Origin of the sequence: Streptomyces sp. NPDC005266 (assembly GCF_040607655.1) — a bacterium.
GTDB lineage: Bacteria > Actinomycetota > Actinomycetes > Streptomycetales > Streptomycetaceae > Streptomyces.
The window spans coordinates 499,428-515,751 of sequence record NZ_JBEXHC010000004.1 but is presented as its reverse complement, the minus strand read 5'-3'; the positions used below and the strand labels follow the sequence as shown (position 1 = coordinate 515,751).

Annotated in this window: 14 protein-coding genes; 6 read left to right on the top strand and 8 right to left on the bottom strand. The window is 70.6% G+C overall.

All coding sequences use genetic code 11. The features are described 5' to 3' along the window. Window positions 1-11 precede the first annotated feature (11 nt). The 3 genes from ABZU99_RS11190 to ABZU99_RS11180 all read left to right on the top strand — a co-directional run bounded on the left by ABZU99_RS11190 (window position 12) and on the right by ABZU99_RS11180 (window position 2,963). Window positions 12-1,028, top strand: a complete 1,017-nt coding sequence (locus ABZU99_RS11190) for a YncE family protein (protein ID WP_356050430.1) — start codon at window positions 12-14, stop codon at window positions 1,026-1,028. Between the two features lie 88 nt (window positions 1,029-1,116). Then, a complete protein-coding gene (locus ABZU99_RS11185; protein WP_356050429.1) occupies window positions 1,117-1,620 on the top strand; it encodes a MarR family transcriptional regulator in 504 nt (167 codons plus the stop codon). A gap of 71 nt (window positions 1,621-1,691) precedes the next feature. Beyond that, entirely contained in the window at window positions 1,692-2,963 is a 1,272-nt protein-coding gene (locus tag ABZU99_RS11180) for an MFS transporter (RefSeq protein WP_355948455.1), read from the top strand. Between the two features lie 178 nt (window positions 2,964-3,141). Here ABZU99_RS11180 and ABZU99_RS11175 read toward each other — a convergent pair whose 3' ends face one another. Together ABZU99_RS11175 and ABZU99_RS11170 are read right to left on the bottom strand one after the other, a co-directional pair. After that, window positions 3,142-3,519: a toxin Doc gene (locus ABZU99_RS11175; protein WP_355948453.1), complete on the bottom strand. Its 378-nt coding sequence runs from the start codon at window positions 3,517-3,519 to the stop codon at window positions 3,142-3,144. A gap of 2 nt (window positions 3,520-3,521) precedes the next feature. After that, window positions 3,522-3,758, bottom strand: a complete 237-nt coding sequence (locus ABZU99_RS11170; RefSeq protein WP_355948449.1) for a hypothetical protein — start codon at window positions 3,756-3,758, stop codon at window positions 3,522-3,524. 160 nt (window positions 3,759-3,918) lie between these two features. Here ABZU99_RS11170 and ABZU99_RS11165 point away from each other — a divergent pair, with 160 nt between their 5' ends. Then, window positions 3,919-4,902: an aldo/keto reductase gene (locus ABZU99_RS11165; protein ID WP_355948446.1), complete on the top strand. Its 984-nt coding sequence runs from the start codon at window positions 3,919-3,921 to the stop codon at window positions 4,900-4,902. Between the two features lie 75 nt (window positions 4,903-4,977). On the opposite strand, the gene ABZU99_RS11160 is transcribed toward ABZU99_RS11165, so the two are convergent. The 6 genes from ABZU99_RS11160 to ABZU99_RS11135 all read right to left on the bottom strand — a co-directional run bounded on the left by ABZU99_RS11160 (window position 4,978) and on the right by ABZU99_RS11135 (window position 12,734). Further along, window positions 4,978-6,432, bottom strand: coding sequence for an FG-GAP and VCBS repeat-containing protein (locus tag ABZU99_RS11160; RefSeq protein ID WP_356049227.1), 1,455 nt, complete (start codon window positions 6,430-6,432; stop codon window positions 4,978-4,980). Between the two features lie 96 nt (window positions 6,433-6,528). Next, on the bottom strand, window positions 6,529-7,554 hold the full coding sequence (locus ABZU99_RS11155; RefSeq protein WP_355948437.1) for a GTP-binding protein: 1,026 nt from the start codon (window positions 7,552-7,554) through the stop codon (window positions 6,529-6,531). Window positions 7,555-7,624: 70 nt separating this feature from the next. Next, window positions 7,625-9,691, bottom strand: a complete 2,067-nt coding sequence (locus ABZU99_RS11150; RefSeq protein WP_355948435.1) for an AAA family ATPase — start codon at window positions 9,689-9,691, stop codon at window positions 7,625-7,627. 102 nt (window positions 9,692-9,793) lie between these two features. Further along, window positions 9,794-10,432: a TetR family transcriptional regulator gene (locus ABZU99_RS11145; protein ID WP_355948432.1), complete on the bottom strand. Its 639-nt coding sequence runs from the start codon at window positions 10,430-10,432 to the stop codon at window positions 9,794-9,796. A 118-nt stretch (window positions 10,433-10,550) separates the two neighbouring features. Beyond that, on the bottom strand, window positions 10,551-11,558 hold the full coding sequence (locus ABZU99_RS11140; protein WP_355948429.1) for an aldo/keto reductase: 1,008 nt from the start codon (window positions 11,556-11,558) through the stop codon (window positions 10,551-10,553). A gap of 144 nt (window positions 11,559-11,702) precedes the next feature. Continuing rightward, entirely contained in the window at window positions 11,703-12,734 is a 1,032-nt protein-coding gene (locus ABZU99_RS11135; RefSeq protein ID WP_355948426.1) for a hypothetical protein, read from the bottom strand. Window positions 12,735-12,958: 224 nt separating this feature from the next. On the opposite strand from ABZU99_RS11135, the gene ABZU99_RS11130 reads away from it, so the two are divergent. Both ABZU99_RS11130 and ABZU99_RS11125 read left to right on the top strand, forming a co-directional pair. Then, the gene (locus tag ABZU99_RS11130) at window positions 12,959-14,044 is read left to right on the top strand and encodes a MerR family transcriptional regulator (protein ID WP_355948423.1); all 1,086 of its coding nucleotides are present in this window, start codon (window positions 12,959-12,961) and stop codon (window positions 14,042-14,044) included. A gap of 191 nt (window positions 14,045-14,235) precedes the next feature. Further along, window positions 14,236-16,272: a beta-L-arabinofuranosidase domain-containing protein gene (locus ABZU99_RS11125; protein WP_356049231.1), complete on the top strand. Its 2,037-nt coding sequence runs from the start codon at window positions 14,236-14,238 to the stop codon at window positions 16,270-16,272. Window positions 16,273-16,324 lie beyond the last annotated feature (52 nt).

Sequence of the window (16,324 nt, the reverse complement as noted above, 5' to 3'; positions counted from 1 at the left end):
TGCTGCCGGGCATGCCGCCCCCACTGAACCCCCATGACATCTACGCGGCGGACCGGCCGGGCGAGCTGTCGCGGGTGGTCAAGGACTTCCCGTCGCGGGTGTATGTGCCCAACACGCTGTCGAACACGGTGAGCGTCATCGATCCGAAGAAGTTCAAGGTGATCCGTACGATCCAGGTCGGCTCCCAGCCACAGCACGTCGTGCCGTCCTGGGATCTGAAGACGCTGTGGGTCAACAACGACCTCGGCAACAGCCTCACCCCGATCAACCCGGCGACCGGCAAGGTGGGCCGTCCGGTCGACGTCCACGACCCGTACAACCTGTACTTCACCCCCGACGGCAAGCACGCCGTGGTGATGGCGTCCATGGACCGGCAGCTGGTCTTCCGGGACGCGCACAGCATGCGCGTGGTGAAGTCGGTGCCGGTGGACTGCTATGGCGTCAACCACGCGGACTTCTCGCCCGACGGGCGCTACTTCATCGTGTCGTGCGAGTTCTCCGGCGAACTGCTGAAGGTGGACACGGCGCGCAAGAAGGTGGTCGCCAAGCAACGGCTGCCGCTGGCGGGCGCGATGCCGCAGGACGTCAAGATCTCGCCGAACGGCAAGACCTGGTACATCGCCGACATGGTGGCCAACGGCGTGTGGGTGCTGAACGGTGACGCCTTCACCCGGCCGAAGCTGCTGCCCACCGGCAAAGGGGCGCACGGCCTGTACGTCAGCCGCGACTCCCGGTCCATGTACATCTCCAACCGTGGCGAGGGCACGATCTCGGTGCTGTCCTTCGAGACCGGCAAGCTCGTCAAGCGGTGGCGGCTCCCCGGCGGCGGCAGCCCCGACATGGGCGGCGTCTCCAGCGACGGCAAGGTGCTGTGGCTCTCGGGGCGTTACAACGCCGAGGTGTACGCGATCGACACCCGCAACGGCCGGCTGCGCGCGCGTATCCCCGTCGGCGGCGGCCCGCACGGGCTGGCGGTCTACCCGCAGCCCGGCCGCTACTCCCTCGGCCACACCGGCATCTTCCGCTGAGCCGCCCGCCCCTCCTGGCCCCGCTCCGCCTTCTGGCCCCTGGCCTTTCCATGGCCCACTTATATAGGCGTGTGATACAAATATACGTGTGGAATACACGCATCAGTCCGGTCACCGGGACGGGGACGCCGGGGCGGCCCGTGAGGAGGTCGCGGAAGCGCTGGAGCAACTGGCGTTCCTCGCGGTGCGCCAGCTGACCAACCGGGATATCAGCTTCACCGCCGCCTCCACCCTCGGCCGGCTGAGCCGGGAGGGCCCGTCACGGCTGACGGCCCTGGCCGCCGAAGAGGGCGTCACCCAGCCCTCGATGACCCAGCTGATCCAGCGGCTGGAGCGGCAGGGCCTGGTGACCCGGGTCGACGATCCGCACGACGGGCGGGTGGTGCTGGTGGCGATCACCGACGACGGGCGGGAGCTGCTCGCCGAGCGGCGCCGTCACCGCACCACCCGGCTGGCCGAACTGCTGGCCACCTTGGACCCGGAGGACGAACGGGCTCTCGCCACCGCCGTCCGCGCCGCCGCCCCCGCCTTCCAGCGGCTGGTCGAGAACGCGACACGGGCGCGGAGGCCCCCGGGGCCCCCCGCTTCCTGATCAACCGGCACCCTGCCGCGCCATGGCCTGTCATGTCGGCGCGGCTCGGGCCCCGACCGACGGAGCTGTTCTTGTCCGCTCATCCCAGCACCCAAAGCCCCTTCAAACAACCGAAGGCCGTCTGGGCGGTTGCCTTCGCCTGCGTCATCTCCTTCATGGGCATCGGGCTCGTGGACCCGATCCTGCCGTCCCTGTCCGCCAAGCTGCACGCCACGCCGAGCCAGGTGTCGCTGCTGTTCACCAGCTATCTGGTGGTCACGGCCCTCTCCATGCTGGTCACGGGTTTCGTCTCCAGCCGCATCGGCGCCAAGCGCACCCTGGTGGCGGGGCTGGTCCTCATCGTGTGCTTCAGCGCGGCGGCCGGGGCGGCCGGCGGCATCGACGGGATCGTCGGCTTCCGTGCCGGATGGGGCCTGGGCAACGCCCTGTTCATCGCCACCTCCCTCGCCGTCATCGTCGGCTCGGCCAGCGGCGGCTTCGCGGGAGCGATCATCCTCTACGAGACCGCGCTCGGCATCGGCATCGCCGTCGGCCCGCTGCTGGGCGGTGAGCTCGGCGGGATCAGCTGGCGCGGGCCGTTCTTCGGCGTGGCGGTCCTGATGGCCATCGCCCTGGTCGCGACCATCATGCTCGTCGAGCCCACCCCGACCCCGCCGCGGCGTGCGTCGATCGCCGACCCGCTCAAGGCGCTGCGCCACCGCGGGTTGCTCACCATGGGGCTGACGGCGCTCTGCTACAACTGGGGCTTCTTCACCGTGCTGGGCTACGCGCCCTTCCCCATGGACCTGGGCACCCATGAACTGGGCTATGTCTTCACCGGCTGGGGCCTGCTCGTCGCCTTCTTCTCCGTCTTCGGCGCTCCCTGGCTGCAGGCCCGTCTGGGCATAGCCCGCTCGCTGTATCTGAATCTGGCGCTGTTCGCGCTCGACATCCTCGTCATCGGCGTCTTCACCACCTCCAAGGCGACGCTGATCGTGGCGGTGATCGTGGCCGGTGCCTTCATCGGTATCAACAACACCATCACCACCCAGGCGGTGATGACCGTCGCGCCCGTCGAACGCCCCGTCGCCTCGGCCTCCTACGGCTTCGTCCGCTTCATCGGGGGCGGTCTCGCCCCGTATGCCGCGGGCAAGACCGCCGAGCACTACGGGGTGCATCTGCCCTTCTACATCGGGGCCGCGGCGGTCGCGCTGGGGATCGGTGTGCTGGCCACCGGGCGTGGGCTGCTCGCAGAGGCCGAACGAGTCCAGGCGGCGGACGCCGCGGGACACACGCCGGCCGATGAGCGGCGGGAGACGCTGGAGAAGCAGGCGCTGGCAGAGGAGTTCGGCTCGGCCGGCTGACGCACGAGGCGGCCTCCCCCGCCGGCTCGGTGCCCGGCGGCCGGGCGATCCGTCGAATGGATTCCCGGCCGCCGGGCGTCTTCCGTACGCGACGATGGAGGAAGCGGACGAATCGGCGCGCGCTATCGGCTGTGGCTGCCCCACACTTCGGTCTGGGCTGAGCCTTCCCTTTGCCCCCTCAGATCCGCCACGAGCGGATGCGGCCGGCCGCGTCGAAGACATCGGCCTTGCTGGACAGGATGTCCCGGACCAGATCGATCAGCGCCCCGTACGGCGGGTCGATGCCCTCGCCGGAGGCGTGCATATAGGCGACGGCGGTCGCGCTGGCGAACCGTGCGTTGCTCGCCGGGAGTGGTCTGAGCTGGGCGATCGTATGCAGCAGCGCCGCGGCCCGCCACGCGGGGTCGGGATCGACGCCCAGGCGCGGCGGGTCGACGCGGTGGCGGGCCACGGCGGCGACGAGCCCGGAGAAGTCGGAGATGGCCGGCTGTTCGGGCAGGACCTCCTCATGGCGCTGCAGCAGCCAGGGGACGTCGATATGCAAAGGCGCGGCCATGTTCAGGCGGCCTGTCCGGGGCGGTGTTCATCGTCGGGGAACGCGTCCGCGAAGGCGTCGGCGTTGTCCGCGAAGAAGCGCCGGAACACCTCGGCACCTTCCTGCAGGGCGCGGTGCCGGGCGATGTCGGCGACCGTCGCCTCGCGGACGAGGGCCTTCATCGTCGTACCGCGCTCCTTGGCGATTTGGCGGAGGTCCTCAAGTTCCCGATCGCTGAATTCCACGTTCAGTGCTGACATGCGGGACACCCTACTTGTCAGGTACCCCGACATCAATCGCCGCAGCTCACATGATGTTTTTGTAGGTACTTGACAAGCTGTCCGACGAGCAGGGAGGCCGACGGAAGGGGGCACGGCCGGTGAGAGTACGGTGAGCCGCACCGGAGGAGAGAGAGGGACCATGGAGCAGCGTGTGTTCGGCCGGACGGGCCGGAAGGCCTCCGTCGTCGGGCTCGGGACGTGGCAGCTGGGCGCGGACTGGGGCGACGTGGACGAAGCGGACGCCCTGGCCGTCCTGGACGCGGCCGTCGAGGCGGGCGTGACGTTCCTCGACACCGCCGATGTGTACGGGGACGGGCGCAGCGAGCAGCTCATCGGACGGTTTCTGCGGGACCGCCCGGACGCCGGGATCTTCGTGGCGACCAAGATGGGGCGCCGGATGCCGCAGGTCGCGGAGAACTACACCCTGCACAACTTCCGGGCGTGGACCGACCGCTCCCGCGCCAACCTCGGAGTGGATGTGCTGGATCTGGTCCAGCTGCACTGCCCGCCGTCCTCGGTGCACTCCTCCGACGCGGTCTTCGACGCGCTGGACACGCTGGTGGCGGAGGAGCGTGTCGCGGCGTACGGGGTGAGCGTGGAGACCTGCGAGGAGGCGCTGGCGGCGATCGCACGGCCCGGCACGGCGAGCGTGCAGATCATCCTCAACCCGTTCCGGCTCAAGCCGCTGGAGCGGGTGGTTCCGGCGGCTCGGGAGGCCGGGGTGGGGATCATCGCGCGGGTGCCGCTGGCGTCCGGTCTGCTGTCGGGGAAGTACACCCGGCACACCGTCTTCGCCGAGGACGACCACCGCACGTTCAACCGGCACGGCGAGATGTTCGACCAGGGTGAGACCTTCTCCGGCGTGGACTTCGAGAAGGGTGTCGAGGCGGCGGTGGAGTTCGGGGAGCTGGCGCCGCAGGGGGCCACGCCCGCGCAGACGGCGCTGCGCTGGATCGTCCAGCAGCCGGGCGTGACCTCGGTGATCCCGGGCGCGCGTTCGCCCGAGCAGGCCCGGGCGAACGCGGCGGCAGCGGGGCTGCCCCCGCTGCCGCAGGCCACGCTGGAGGCCATCGGCGATCTGTACGACCGGCGGATCCGGGCCCAGGTGCACCACCGCTGGTGACGGCACGTCGCCGCCCACCGCGCGAGCTCGCGCGGTGGGCGGCGACGTGCTTCCGTGTGGTCGCCCCGTACCGGACTAGTGCGGGAAGTCGCTGCCCAGCGCCGCGTCCGCCTCGGGCGCGCCGAGCCCCGACGGCCCGAAGGAGACGATGCCGTCGGTGGTGAGGCCATCAGCCCGGCCACGCAGCACCCAGGCCGCGCCGCTGGAGGTGTAGGTGCCGTCCTCATCGGGGGCGCCCGCGGACAGATCGACCTTTCCGTCGGCGTCGGTGTCGCCGAGCCGCACCGCCGCGCCGAAGTGGTCGCCCGCCTCGGCGGCACCCGGGACCCCGGCGGTGTCCTGGGTGAACGCCTGGGCGCCTGTGCCGGACAGACCGCTCGGACCGCCGTAGAGCTGGACGACGCTGCCCGCGTCCTTCACGGAGTCCAGGTCCTCGTCCGGGATACCGACGGCGACATCGGCGTATCCGTCACCGTTGACGTCCCCGGCGCTGAGCGAGGCGCCGAACTGGTCCCCGTCCTCGTTGACGCCCGGCACGCCCGCGGTGTTCTGGTCGATGACCGTGGTGCGGGTGGCGCTCGGACCCGACGCGGTGCCGTAGAGGACCTTGACGGTGCCGTGGTCGTACGGGAGGTTCTCGACAACGTTGCCGGGGACGGTGCGCACGATCAGGTCGGCGCGGCCGTCCTTGTCGACGTCGCCCATGGTCGCGGCGGCGGCGTGGACGAGACTGACGGGCGTCCTGGCGAGGCCGTTGGCCTCGCCCTTCCAGAACAGGCTGGGCTCGGACATCTCCTCGAAGGCGTGGGTGGAGACGAGGTCGTCCTTGCCGTCGCCAGTGATGTCGCCCGCGGTCAGACTGGTCGGCCTGTCGATCTTTCCGGTGTCGACGGTGGCGCTGCCCGCGGCGGCGCCGTCACGGGTGAACGGGCCGAAGCGAACGCGCAGTCCGGCCGTTTCGTTGTCCTCCGAGTCCCTGACGTTGACCTGATCGACCAGGTCGGCCTGGCCGTCGCCGTTGAAGTCGCCGCCCGCGATGATGCTCGTGCCGAAGGCGTCACCGTCACCGGCGGGCAGCCGGGTTCCGCCGCTCAGTCCGTTCGCCGAGCCCCACAGGACCGTGATGGCCGGGCTCCCGCCCGTCTGGACCGCGAGGTCGGTGTAGCCGTCCCCGTCCAGGTCGCGGGCGACGGTACGCGATCCGAATCTCGCGGACGCGGCGGGGTCGCCGGGGACGCCCTCGGTCGCCTGGCTGATGACCTGCCGGTGGGCGGTGTTCGCGCCGGAGGCCGAGCCGTAGACGACGGCGACGTAGCCGGCCTTGGCCTTGCCGCCGGCCTCGCCGGTCGGCGCGGAGACAGCGACGTCGGCGAAGCCGTCCTTGTTGAAGTCGGCCTGCGGCGCGGTGCCGGCCGTGGTGGTGCGGGCCTCGGCGGCGCCTGCCATGGGTGCGGCGAGTAAGACGGGGGTGGTCACAAGTGCGACCACCGTCGCGCAGCGCGCGACGGTGGCAAGGGAACGGTGACGCACAGATCCTCCTGCTCGTTGGTGAGCGTTTACCTCACGTACACCCACCAGGACCTTTGACACCATCGAACGGTTGCCCGCCGACGGACACGGAATTCCCTAGTCCGTGTAGCGCAGGACGCCCATCATGTGCTGTTCGCCGATCTCCTCCGAAGAGGTCACGACGCACTGCGTCAGCTGCTTGGTGAGGGTGTCGGCATCGATCCCGGTGCCGATCATCACCAGCTGTGTCGTACGGGATTCGCCGCGCTCCCAGGGCGACGCCCGGAACCGGAGAAAGGAGCCGACCGCGTGCAGCGTGAATCTCCGGTCCTCGCCGGTGCCCGCGAAGTGGAGAAAGCCCTTGACGCGATAGAGGCCCGCGGGGCGGCTGTCGAGGAACTCCATGACGCGACGCGGGTTCAGCGGCTCGGACGAGGTGAATTCCACGCTGTCGTAGGCGGCGTGGAGATGGCGGCTGTGGTCGTGCCCGTCGGCGCACACATCCGCGAAGGAGAGCTGCCGGAAGCGCTCCTCGACGGTGTGGCGGGGCCGATGGTCGAACAACAGGCCCGGGTCGACTCGGCCGTGTTCGGCGGTGAGGACCGGAAGCCCCGGGGCGATTGCCGCGACCGTCTCCAGGAGGCGCTGCCGCTCCTCCTCCCCCACGCGGTCGGTCTTGTTGAGTACGACCAGGTCGGCGGCGCGGACATGGCGGTCGAGCTCGGGGTGGCGCTCGCGGGTGCGCGGGAACTCGGCCGCGTCCACGACCTCGATGAGACCGCCGTAGAGGATGCGCTCATTGGTGCTGGACAGCAGCGTACGAATCATGCTCTGTGGCTCGGCGAGGCCGCTCGCCTCGATCACGACGACATCGATGCGCAGCTCCGGGTCGGTGAGCCGCTCGAGCATGTCGTCCATCTCGGAGGCGTCCGCGGCGCAGCACAGACAGCCGTTCTCGATCGGAATCATCGAGTCGACCTGTCCGGCGACGGCCAAGGCGTCGATATTGATGGATCCGAAGTCATTGACGATGACGCCGATGCGGGTATCCGTAGTGTCCCGCATCAGGTGATTGAGCATCGTGGTTTTTCCGGAGCCCAGAAAACCCGTGAGAAGAATGACCGGGATCCTTCGTGTGGCCAAGGCTGCGTCTCCGTTGGGCGGTTCGAGGTCGTCGCGGGCAGGCCGTTCATGCTATCCGGGTGCGGGGCGATCACCTCAGGGCGTCCGGCAGGGGGCGGTGGTGGAGCACATCGAGCCGGGAGACGGCCCGGGTGAGGACGACGTAGAGCCGGTGGAGGCCACGCGGCTCGGCCGCCACGATGGCCGCGGGCTCGACCACGATGACATGGTCGTATTCGAGCCCCTTGGCGAGCGTCGCGGGCAGCACGGTGACGCGTGCGGCGGCGTCGGGCTGGTCGGGGCCGGCGGTCGCGATCCGTACCGTCTCCAGCTCGCGACTCACCCGCGCCGCGTCCGGTGCGGCGGCGATGACGGCGATCGAGCCCTCTTGACCGAGTGCTTCGCGGACCGCCTCGATCACCGCGTCGGTGAGGCGGGCCACCTGGCGGATCCGCAAGGTCCCGTCGCGGCGCAGTGAGCGCGCCGGGTCCACCTCGACCCGCAGCGCATCCAGCAGCCGGTTGGCCAGCGCGACGATGACGGCCGGCACGCGGAACCCCGTGGTCAGCGGAACCACGGCGGCCTGGGGTTTGCCCAGGTGGCCCAGGTGCTCCGGCCAGCTGCGGGCGGCCCAGGGGGTCGTCCCCTGGGCGAGGTCGCCGAGGACGGTGAGCGAGCCGAAGCCGGCGCGGCGGGCGATCGCACGGCACTGCATCGCAGACAGGTCCTGGGCCTCGTCGACGACGATATGGCCGTAGCCGGCGGGCCGTTCGATGAGCCCGGCCACCTCGTCGAGGAGTACCAGGTCCGCCGGGGACCACTTGGCGCTCTTGAAGGAGCGCGGCGGCTTCCGCCAGCCCACTGCCGCCTGCTCCTCGGCGCTCAGCAGTCCACCGGCCGCCACGGCCAGCGCGTCGGCGTCGGTGAACAGCTCGGCCACCACTTCCTCGGGGCGGACGGCCGGCCATACCGCGTTCATATAGGCGGTGATGGCCTTGGACCGTCCCATGCGTCGCAGCCATTCGCTGTTCGGCGGCCCGGCGCGCCGCTCGGCCTGGCGCTGGAGAAGCGCGACCGTACGGGACCGTACGCGCTCGCGCCCTACGGCGTACGGCGGCTCCTGTGCGCGCACCTCCTCCACCAGCCGCTCCAGCTCCTCGAGTGGGACGCGCCAGCGGTACGAGCCGTCGGGGACGGCGAGCGGCTCGGCGGGCGGGCGCACCCGGCCGTACAGGGCGCGGAAGAGCACCGCCGCCATCCGCGCGTCGTGTTTGACGGCCGCGGCGGCGTCGGTGTCGGTCGCGCGGACCGGATGGCGGGCGATCTCGTCCTCCAGCGTGCACTGTCTGATGTCGATCTCGCCGAGCGCGGGCAGCACCTCGGCGATGTACCGCAGAAAGGCGCGGTTGGGGCCGAGGACGAGCAGGCCGCTGCGCTGGAGGCGCTGTGGATGGGTGTAGAGGAGATAGGCGGCCCGGTGCAGACCGACGGCGGTCTTGCCGGTCCCGGGGGCGCCCTGGACGCAGACCGAGTCGGTCAGTTCGCCGCGGACCAGGTCGTCCTGTTCCGGCTGGATGGTGGCGGCGATGTCACGCATCGGGCCTACTCGGGGGCGCTCGATCTCATCGGTCATGATGGTGCCGGCGCCGGCGCCCGGCCGCGCCTGACCGGATGCCAGATGCTCGTCCTCGATGCCGGTCAGGTCCTCGGCGTCGCCGCGGCTCCAGGGCGCCCAGCCGAAACGGCGGCGCACCGCCACTCCCTGCGGGTCGCGGGGGCCGGCCTGGTAGAAGGCGCGGGAGACCGGGGCGCGCCAGTCGATCACCAGCGGAGGTGCGGAGGGGTGCTCGACGATACGGCGGCGGCCGATGTGGTAGCTCTGGCCGCGGTGGTCGCCGGTGGCGGGGGCGTGGTCGAAGTCCAGGCGGCCGAAGAAGAGCGGGGTGTCCGGCTCCTCGGCCAGCTCCTTGGCATAGCTGCGCAGATGGCGGCCGAGGACCTCGGCGTCCGCCCCGCTGCTCGCCACGTCCTCGCCGGTGACGACCTGCTCCCCCGCGCCCCGGACCATGCGGGCCATCGCCGCGCGGCAGGTGTCGTGGTAGGCCCGTTCCTCGGCGAGTGCCCCGGTGAGTGTGTTGTCGTGATCGGTTGTCGTCATGGATGCGCCGCCCCTCGTGCCGTTGCCCAGGGCAGCGTAATCGATACTCGGTATAATTTGTAACCGAGTAAAATTTTTTGCCGAGGCAGACCAGTGCCCCGGTCAGGCGTACGGGACGAGCCCCGAGCGCAGCATGCCGAAGGCGCGCTCCGCGGCGGCGGCCGCCTCCGGATGGACGCCCCACGCGGTGGCTCCGGCCTCGATCCGGCGCCAGGTCTCCTGGGCGAGGATCCGCTGGGTGGCGATGATCTGGCCTGCGGCGATCCGTGCGGCGATCTCATCGGTGCCCTCCGGGGCGGCCTCCCGCAGCGCCTTCGCCAGCGCCTCCTCCGACCTGCTGATGTACGCGAACAGCCGGGCCACCAGGCTGGGAGTCCCGTACAGCAACCGGTGGAAGGCGAGGACATCCGCGTCGTCGTTCAGACCGGTGACCGGATCGTGGCGCTCCAGCCCGGCAAGGAAGTGCCGTCGCAGCGCGTCCAGCGGGGATTCCCCCTTTGCCCGATCGCGCACCACCCGGGCCGCCTCGTCCTCGTGGTCGGCGAACCGGTGGAGCGCCAGATCCTCCTTGGAGGGGAAGTAGCGGAAGAGGGTGGGCTTGGACACCTCGGCCGCGGCGGCCACGTCGGCGACGGAGACCTGGTCGAATCCGCGCTCGAGGAAGAGGGAGATCGCCGTCTCGGAGATCGTCCGGTACATCCGCTGCTTCTTGCGCTCCCGCAAGCCCGTTTCTCCGCTCATGGGTGAACCGTAGCCCGCGGTACCAGGAACCCGGACCGGTGCGCTGCGGTGCGCGCGGGCAGGCGGCAGCGCACCGATTCGGTTCGCCGTCGGGTCACCGTCAGCCGTCGGGTCACCGTCAGGGGATCGCGACGCCGGCTTCGGCGGAGAGCCGGTCGATCTCGGCCAGCTCGGCGTCGCTGAAGCCGGGCGAGTCCAGCACCGCGACGTTCTGCTCCAGCTGGGCCACGCTGCTCGCGCCGATCAGCACGGACACCACGCGCGGGTCCCGCAGCACCCATGCCAGCGCCATCTGGGCGAGGGTCTGGCCACGCCCCTCCGCGAGCTTGTCGAGGGCGTGCAGCAAGGCCAGCCGCTCCTCGGTAAGCGTCTCGCGCTTGAGGAAGTGGCCGAGCGCCATGCGCGAGTCGGCGGGAACGCCGTGGAGATAGCGATCGGTGAGCTGCCCCTGCGCGAGCGGCGAGAAGGCGATGACCCCGACGCCCGCCTCGGCCGAGGCCTCCAGCACACCGCCCTCGACCTCACGCTGCAGGATCGAGTACGGATGCTGATTGATCAGATACGGGGTGCGCAGCTCCTTCAGGATCTCGACCGCCTCCGCGATCGCCTCCGGCGGGTAGTTGGACAGACCCGCGTAGAGCGCCTTGCCCTGCCGCACCGCGCTGTCGAGCGCCCCCATCGTCTCTTCCAGCGGGGTGTCGGGGTCGAAGCGGTGGGAGTAGAAGACGTCGACGTAGTCCAGGCCCATCCGCGACAGCGACTGGTCGAGGCTGGCCAGGACGTACTTCCGCGAGCCCCATTCCCCGTACGGGCCCGGCCACATCAGGTATCCGGCCTTGCTCGCGATGAACAGCTCGTCCCGGTAGGGGCGGAAGTCCTGAGCGAAGACCGAACCGAAGTTGGTCTCGGCGCTGCCGGGCGGCGGGCCGTAGTTGTTGGCCAGGTCGATATGGGTGACGCCGAGGTCGAAGGCGCGGCGCAGCACCGCGCGCTGGGTTTCGAGGGGGTGGGTGTCGCCGAAGTTGTGCCACAGGCCGAGCGAGACCTTCGGCAGCAGCACACCGCTGCGCCCGCAGCGCTGGTACTGCATGGAGTCGTAGCGGTTCTCCGCAGCGAGATGGACCATGCGGCCTTTCCTTGTCGTACTGAGCGGTGTCCGTACTGAGCGGTTCCAGGCGGGCGGACGGTGGCCCGCCCGCTTGAGCTTGTCAGTTTCGCACCATGGCCGCGACCTCGTGCACGGTCAGCACGGTCAGTGGACCGGCTCCGCTCAGACGAAGGTCTGGCGCTGCAGCCAGAGGTCCCTGGCCGTGCCGCTGCCCTGGATGAAGACGTAGAGCAGGTTCTCCTCGTTGGTGATGGGGACTCCGACACCCGCCGAGCCGATGACGCCGCCGAGGGACTGGAAGCCGTTGTACAGGTCGCTGTTCTGGGTGGACTGGACGGCGACCCACAGGGCGTTGTCGGTGGCCTTGATGAAGACGTTGATCCGGCCGTCCTGGGCCAGGCCGCAGGTGGGGCGCCAGACGATCTGCCCGCCCAGCTGCGTGGCGGCGCCGAACGTGTCGTAGTCACTGTTCTGCCCGACGCGCCAGACGGCGGCATTGGAGCCCCGGAAGAAGATCTGCACACGCCCTGCCGCATCCAGGCACACCGACGGCCGGCTGGTCAGGTTGGAGGTGTGCAGGACGTAGGGCTCCCAGGTGGTGGAGTTCTCGCTCTGCTGCTGGATGGTGTGGAGGGTGTCGGTGGCGCCCTTGACCGCCACCACGATCCGGCCCCCGCCGTCCAGGATGGGCGACGGCGTGGCGCGGATGATACCGCCCAGCGACACGGGGCTGGTGTACGTGTTGTACTGCAGGTCCTGGTGGCGGATGTACCACAGGGCCTCGTCGGTGCCGGGGTAGAACACATAGATGCGGCCGTCGGCGCCGAGGACCGCCGCCGGGTCGTCGCCGATGCCGGTGACCAGGGTCTGAGGAGCCCCGTACCCGGAGTTGATGGCGGTCTGGGTTATGACCTCCAGGTTGTTGCTCGGGGTGCGGTAGAACACCCGGATCCGGCCGTCCTTGCCCCGGACCGGGGCGGGGATGCCGTCGACGAGCAGGCCCGTGTATTGCTGCCAGGGACCCCAACTGCCGTCGCGAGCCTCGACTCTGCTCCACAAGACGTTCGACCCGCCCCGGATGAAGACTTGCACCCGGTCGTCGGCGAACGAGACGGGCGCGGGCTCGGAGTGGATACCGCCTTCCAGATTGATCCAGGTACCCCACACAGTGCCGGGTGTGGTGGAAACAGACATGGGACCTCCCGGGTCTCTACGGATGTCCCGTCAATTCCCACTGGAAGCATGCCGAATACCTCGAAGAGGGCAGATGAAAGGATATGGCGGATAAATACATGAGAGAGCACTCAATCGGATTGATTGCGACCAGAGAACGTCCGTGATTGCCGTTGACCTTCTCCAAAGGGGAAGCTTCAGCATCGTGGTGACCGGGCGAGGTGCCCGGTGTGAGGAGGGGGAGCATGGGGCTGCTGACGATCGGGGCGTTCGCGAGGGCATCGCGGCTGTCCCCCAAGGCGCTCCGGCTCTACGACGAGCTCGGGCTGCTGCCGCCCGCCCGCGTCGATCCGTACTCCGGCTACCGCTTCTACGATCCGGCGCAGCTGGAGCGGGCCCGTCTGGTGGCCTGGCTCCGGCGGCTGGGCATGCCGCTGGCCCGGATCCGGACGGTGTGCGAGCTGGAGCCGGACGTCGCGGCGGGGGAAGTACGGGCCTACTGGGCGCAGATCGAGGCCGCCACCACGGCCAGGCGGGACCTGGCCTCCTTCCTCATCGACCATCTGTCCGGGAAGGACACCATGATGTCTGCTGACCACAGCACCCTGGGAATCCGCTATGCCGTGCTCTCCGACACGGGCTCCGTGCGGGAGAGCAACGAGGACGCCGGATACGCGGGTCCTCGACTGCTGGCCGTGGCCGACGGCTTCGGCGGCGGACGGCACGCGAGCGAGGCGGCGATCGAGGCGCTCAAGCCCCTGGAAGCCGGGATCCCGGGCGGCGCGCTGCTGAGCGCGCTGGAGGAGGCGGCCCGTCGGGTCCACGCGTCCGTGGACGCGCTCGCCGCGTCCGACCCGGCGCTGCGGGATGTCGGGACGACGCTCACGGCGATGGTGTGGTCGGGCTCCCAGCTGGGGCTGGTCCATATCGGCGACTCACGGGCCTATCTGCTGCGTGGCGGCGAGCTGTTCCAGATCACCCATGACCACACCGTTGTTCAGTCGCTGGTCGACGAGGGGCGCATCACGCCGGAGGAGGTGGCGTCGCATCCCGAACGGGGGCTGCTGCTGCGCGCCGTGGGCGGCGGATCCGCCTTCGAACCCGATCTGGGTCTGCGGGAGGCCCGCGCCAAGGACCGCTGTCTGCTGTGCTCGGACGGGTTGACCGGAGTCGTGGCGAGCGAGGAGATCCGGCGTGTGCTGGCCTCGGAGACCGACCCCGGGCGGGCGGTACGCACCCTGATCGACCTCGCCATCCGTGCGGGCGGGCCCGACAACGTCACCTGCGTGGTGGCCCATGTGGAGGAGCGGCGGACGCTGGTACCGGCCTGAGCCACCCCTCCCCTCGCTGCCGCCGCCTCTCCAACCCACCTGCGCCGGTGGGTGGTTGAACGTTGATAAAAGGTGCGTGCGATCTCTTGTCGAGCGGAAAGGGGCCTCCCTATGCTCGCCGCGAGAACCGGTTTCCCCACCTCTGACCGGCAGAAAGGCATGCCCGGTGGCGCGGCGTAAGGGGTAGGCGTATGTCCGCAGGACCGATCCGGCTCTCGCAGGAGGCGCATACGGCATTGCGCCCGGCCAGCTCGGCTCGTATCACCGGTGGATTCTGGGCAGCCAGACGCCGTGTCAACGCCGAGGTCAGCGTTCCTCAGGGGCCGGACCGGCTGGAGGAGGCGGGCAATCTGGCCCAGCTGCGGGCCGCCGCGGGAGCCCCGGCGGCAGGTTTCACGGCTGATCTCCCGTCCCAGGACACCGTTGTGCACAAGTGGCTGGAGGCGGCGTCCTGGCAGCTCGACGACGGTGGAGACGGGCCGGGCGACGAGACGTTGGCCCGGCAGGTCGAGAGGCTGGTCTCGCTGGTCTCGGCGGCGCAGACCGAGGACGGCTATCTGCAGACGTACTACCAGCTCAGGCCGGACGCCCGGCGGTGGACGGAGCTGCGCTGGGGGCACGAACTGCACTGCGCGGGCCATCTCCTCCAGGCCGCGGTCGCGCACCGCCGGGCCACCGGCGAAAAGGGGCTGCTCGATGTGGCGGAGCGGCTGGCCGATCTCATCGACGCCGTCTTCGGGCCCGGCAAGGCCGTGGACGCGGTATGCGGGCATCCGGGGATCGAGACGGCGCTGGTCGAGCTGTACCGGGAGACCGGCGAGCGGCGCTATCTCGATCTGGCCGGGTACTTCGTGGACCGGCGGGGACAGGGCAGCCTCGGCGACGGCGCGGCGGACGCCGCGGCAGCCCTCCGTCCCGGGGCGCCCTACTGGCAGGACCATGTGCGGCCGCGGGACGCGACGGCGGTCGCAGGGCACGCGGTACGCCAGCTGTACCTCCTGGCCGGGGCCGCCGACGTGGCAGCCGAGACGGGCGATACGGGGCTGCGGGAGGCACTGGTGCGGCTATGGGAGGACATGGCCGCGACGAAGACCTACCTGACGGGCGGGGTGGGGACCCGGCACGATCTGGAGGCGTTCGGCGACGCGTACGAGCTGTCGCCGGACCGGGCGTACGCCGAGACCTGCGCGGCCGTCGCCTCCATCCAGTTCGGCTGGCGGATGGCGCTGCTGACGGGGGAAGCCCGCTACAGCGATCTCATCGAGCGCACCTTGTTCAACGGCTTCGCGTCGGGTGTCGCGCTGGACGGCGACCGCTGGCTCGCTGCGAATCCGCTCCAGGTGCGTGAGCCCCACGACCACCATGACGGCCATGACCACCATAACGGCCATGACGGCCGTAAGGACAGCGGCAACGGCCGGGCGGCTCGCCGGACGCCGTGGCTCCGCCGTGCCTGCTGCCCGCCCAATGTGATGCGGCTGCTGGCCTCGCTGCCGCACTATATGGCCAGCGGCGACGCCGAAGGGCTGCAGCTGCACCAGTACGCGTCCGGCTCGTACGCGGCGGGTGGCGGGGCGGTGCGTGTGGGGACCCGCTATCCCTGGGAAGGGCGAATCGCGGTCGTCGTCGACCAGGCCCCCGCGGCGGCGGACTGGACGCTGTCGCTGCGCATCCCGCACTGGGCGGAGCGGTACGAGGCGACGGTCGGCGGCGAGCCGGTGACCGCGCGGGCGCAGGACGGCTGGCTGCGGCTGCGCCGGCGCTGGCGACCCGGTGAGACGGTGGTGCTGAGCCTTCCCCTGGACCCCCGGTTCACCCGGCCCGATCCGCGGGTGGACGCGGTGCGCGGGTGTGTGGCGATCGAGCGCGGCCCGCTGGTGTACTGCCTGGAGCAGCAGGACCAGCCGCCCGGGCTGCGGCTGGACTACATCGCGCTCGATGCGGGTGCCGCGCCGAGCCCCGAGCACCGGCCGGAGCTGCTCGGCGGGGTGACCGTACTCACCGCGCGGGCACTGCGCCGTACGGGCTTCCCCGACGGCTGGTGGCCCTACCGCGACAGCGACTCGGGCGCGCCCCGTACGGACGCCGGAGAGGGCAGCGTCGGCTCGGACGGCGCCGGTACCGCGCGCCGGGCCGAGGCCCCCGAGCCGGTTCCGGTGACCGCGATCCCGTACTACGCATGGGCGAACCGCGAGGACGGCGCGATGCGCGTCTGGTTCCCGGGGTAGCGCCCGTCGCGCCATCCGGCCGGAACCCGGCGGGCGCCCGGCGGCGAGGCCA

Coding starts and splice junctions, on each gene's coding strand:
- ABZU99_RS11190 (WP_356050430.1), top strand. CDS start 12: ATGCCGCCCCCACTGAACCCCCATGACATCTACGCGGCGGACCGGCCG.
- ABZU99_RS11175 (WP_355948453.1), bottom strand. CDS start 3,519: ATGGCCGCGCCTTTGCATATCGACGTCCCCTGGCTGCTGCAGCGCCAT.
- ABZU99_RS11170 (WP_355948449.1), bottom strand. CDS start 3,758: ATGTCAGCACTGAACGTGGAATTCAGCGATCGGGAACTTGAGGACCTC.
- ABZU99_RS11165 (WP_355948446.1), top strand. CDS start 3,919: ATGGAGCAGCGTGTGTTCGGCCGGACGGGCCGGAAGGCCTCCGTCGTC.
- ABZU99_RS11150 (WP_355948435.1), bottom strand. CDS start 9,691: ATGACGACAACCGATCACGACAACACACTCACCGGGGCACTCGCCGAG.
- ABZU99_RS11145 (WP_355948432.1), bottom strand. CDS start 10,432: ATGAGCGGAGAAACGGGCTTGCGGGAGCGCAAGAAGCAGCGGATGTAC.
- ABZU99_RS11140 (WP_355948429.1), bottom strand. CDS start 11,558: ATGGTCCATCTCGCTGCGGAGAACCGCTACGACTCCATGCAGTACCAG.
- ABZU99_RS11135 (WP_355948426.1), bottom strand. CDS start 12,734: ATGTCTGTTTCCACCACACCCGGCACTGTGTGGGGTACCTGGATCAAT.
- ABZU99_RS11130 (WP_355948423.1), top strand. CDS start 12,959: ATGGGGCTGCTGACGATCGGGGCGTTCGCGAGGGCATCGCGGCTGTCC.
- ABZU99_RS11125 (WP_356049231.1), top strand. CDS start 14,236: ATGTCCGCAGGACCGATCCGGCTCTCGCAGGAGGCGCATACGGCATTG.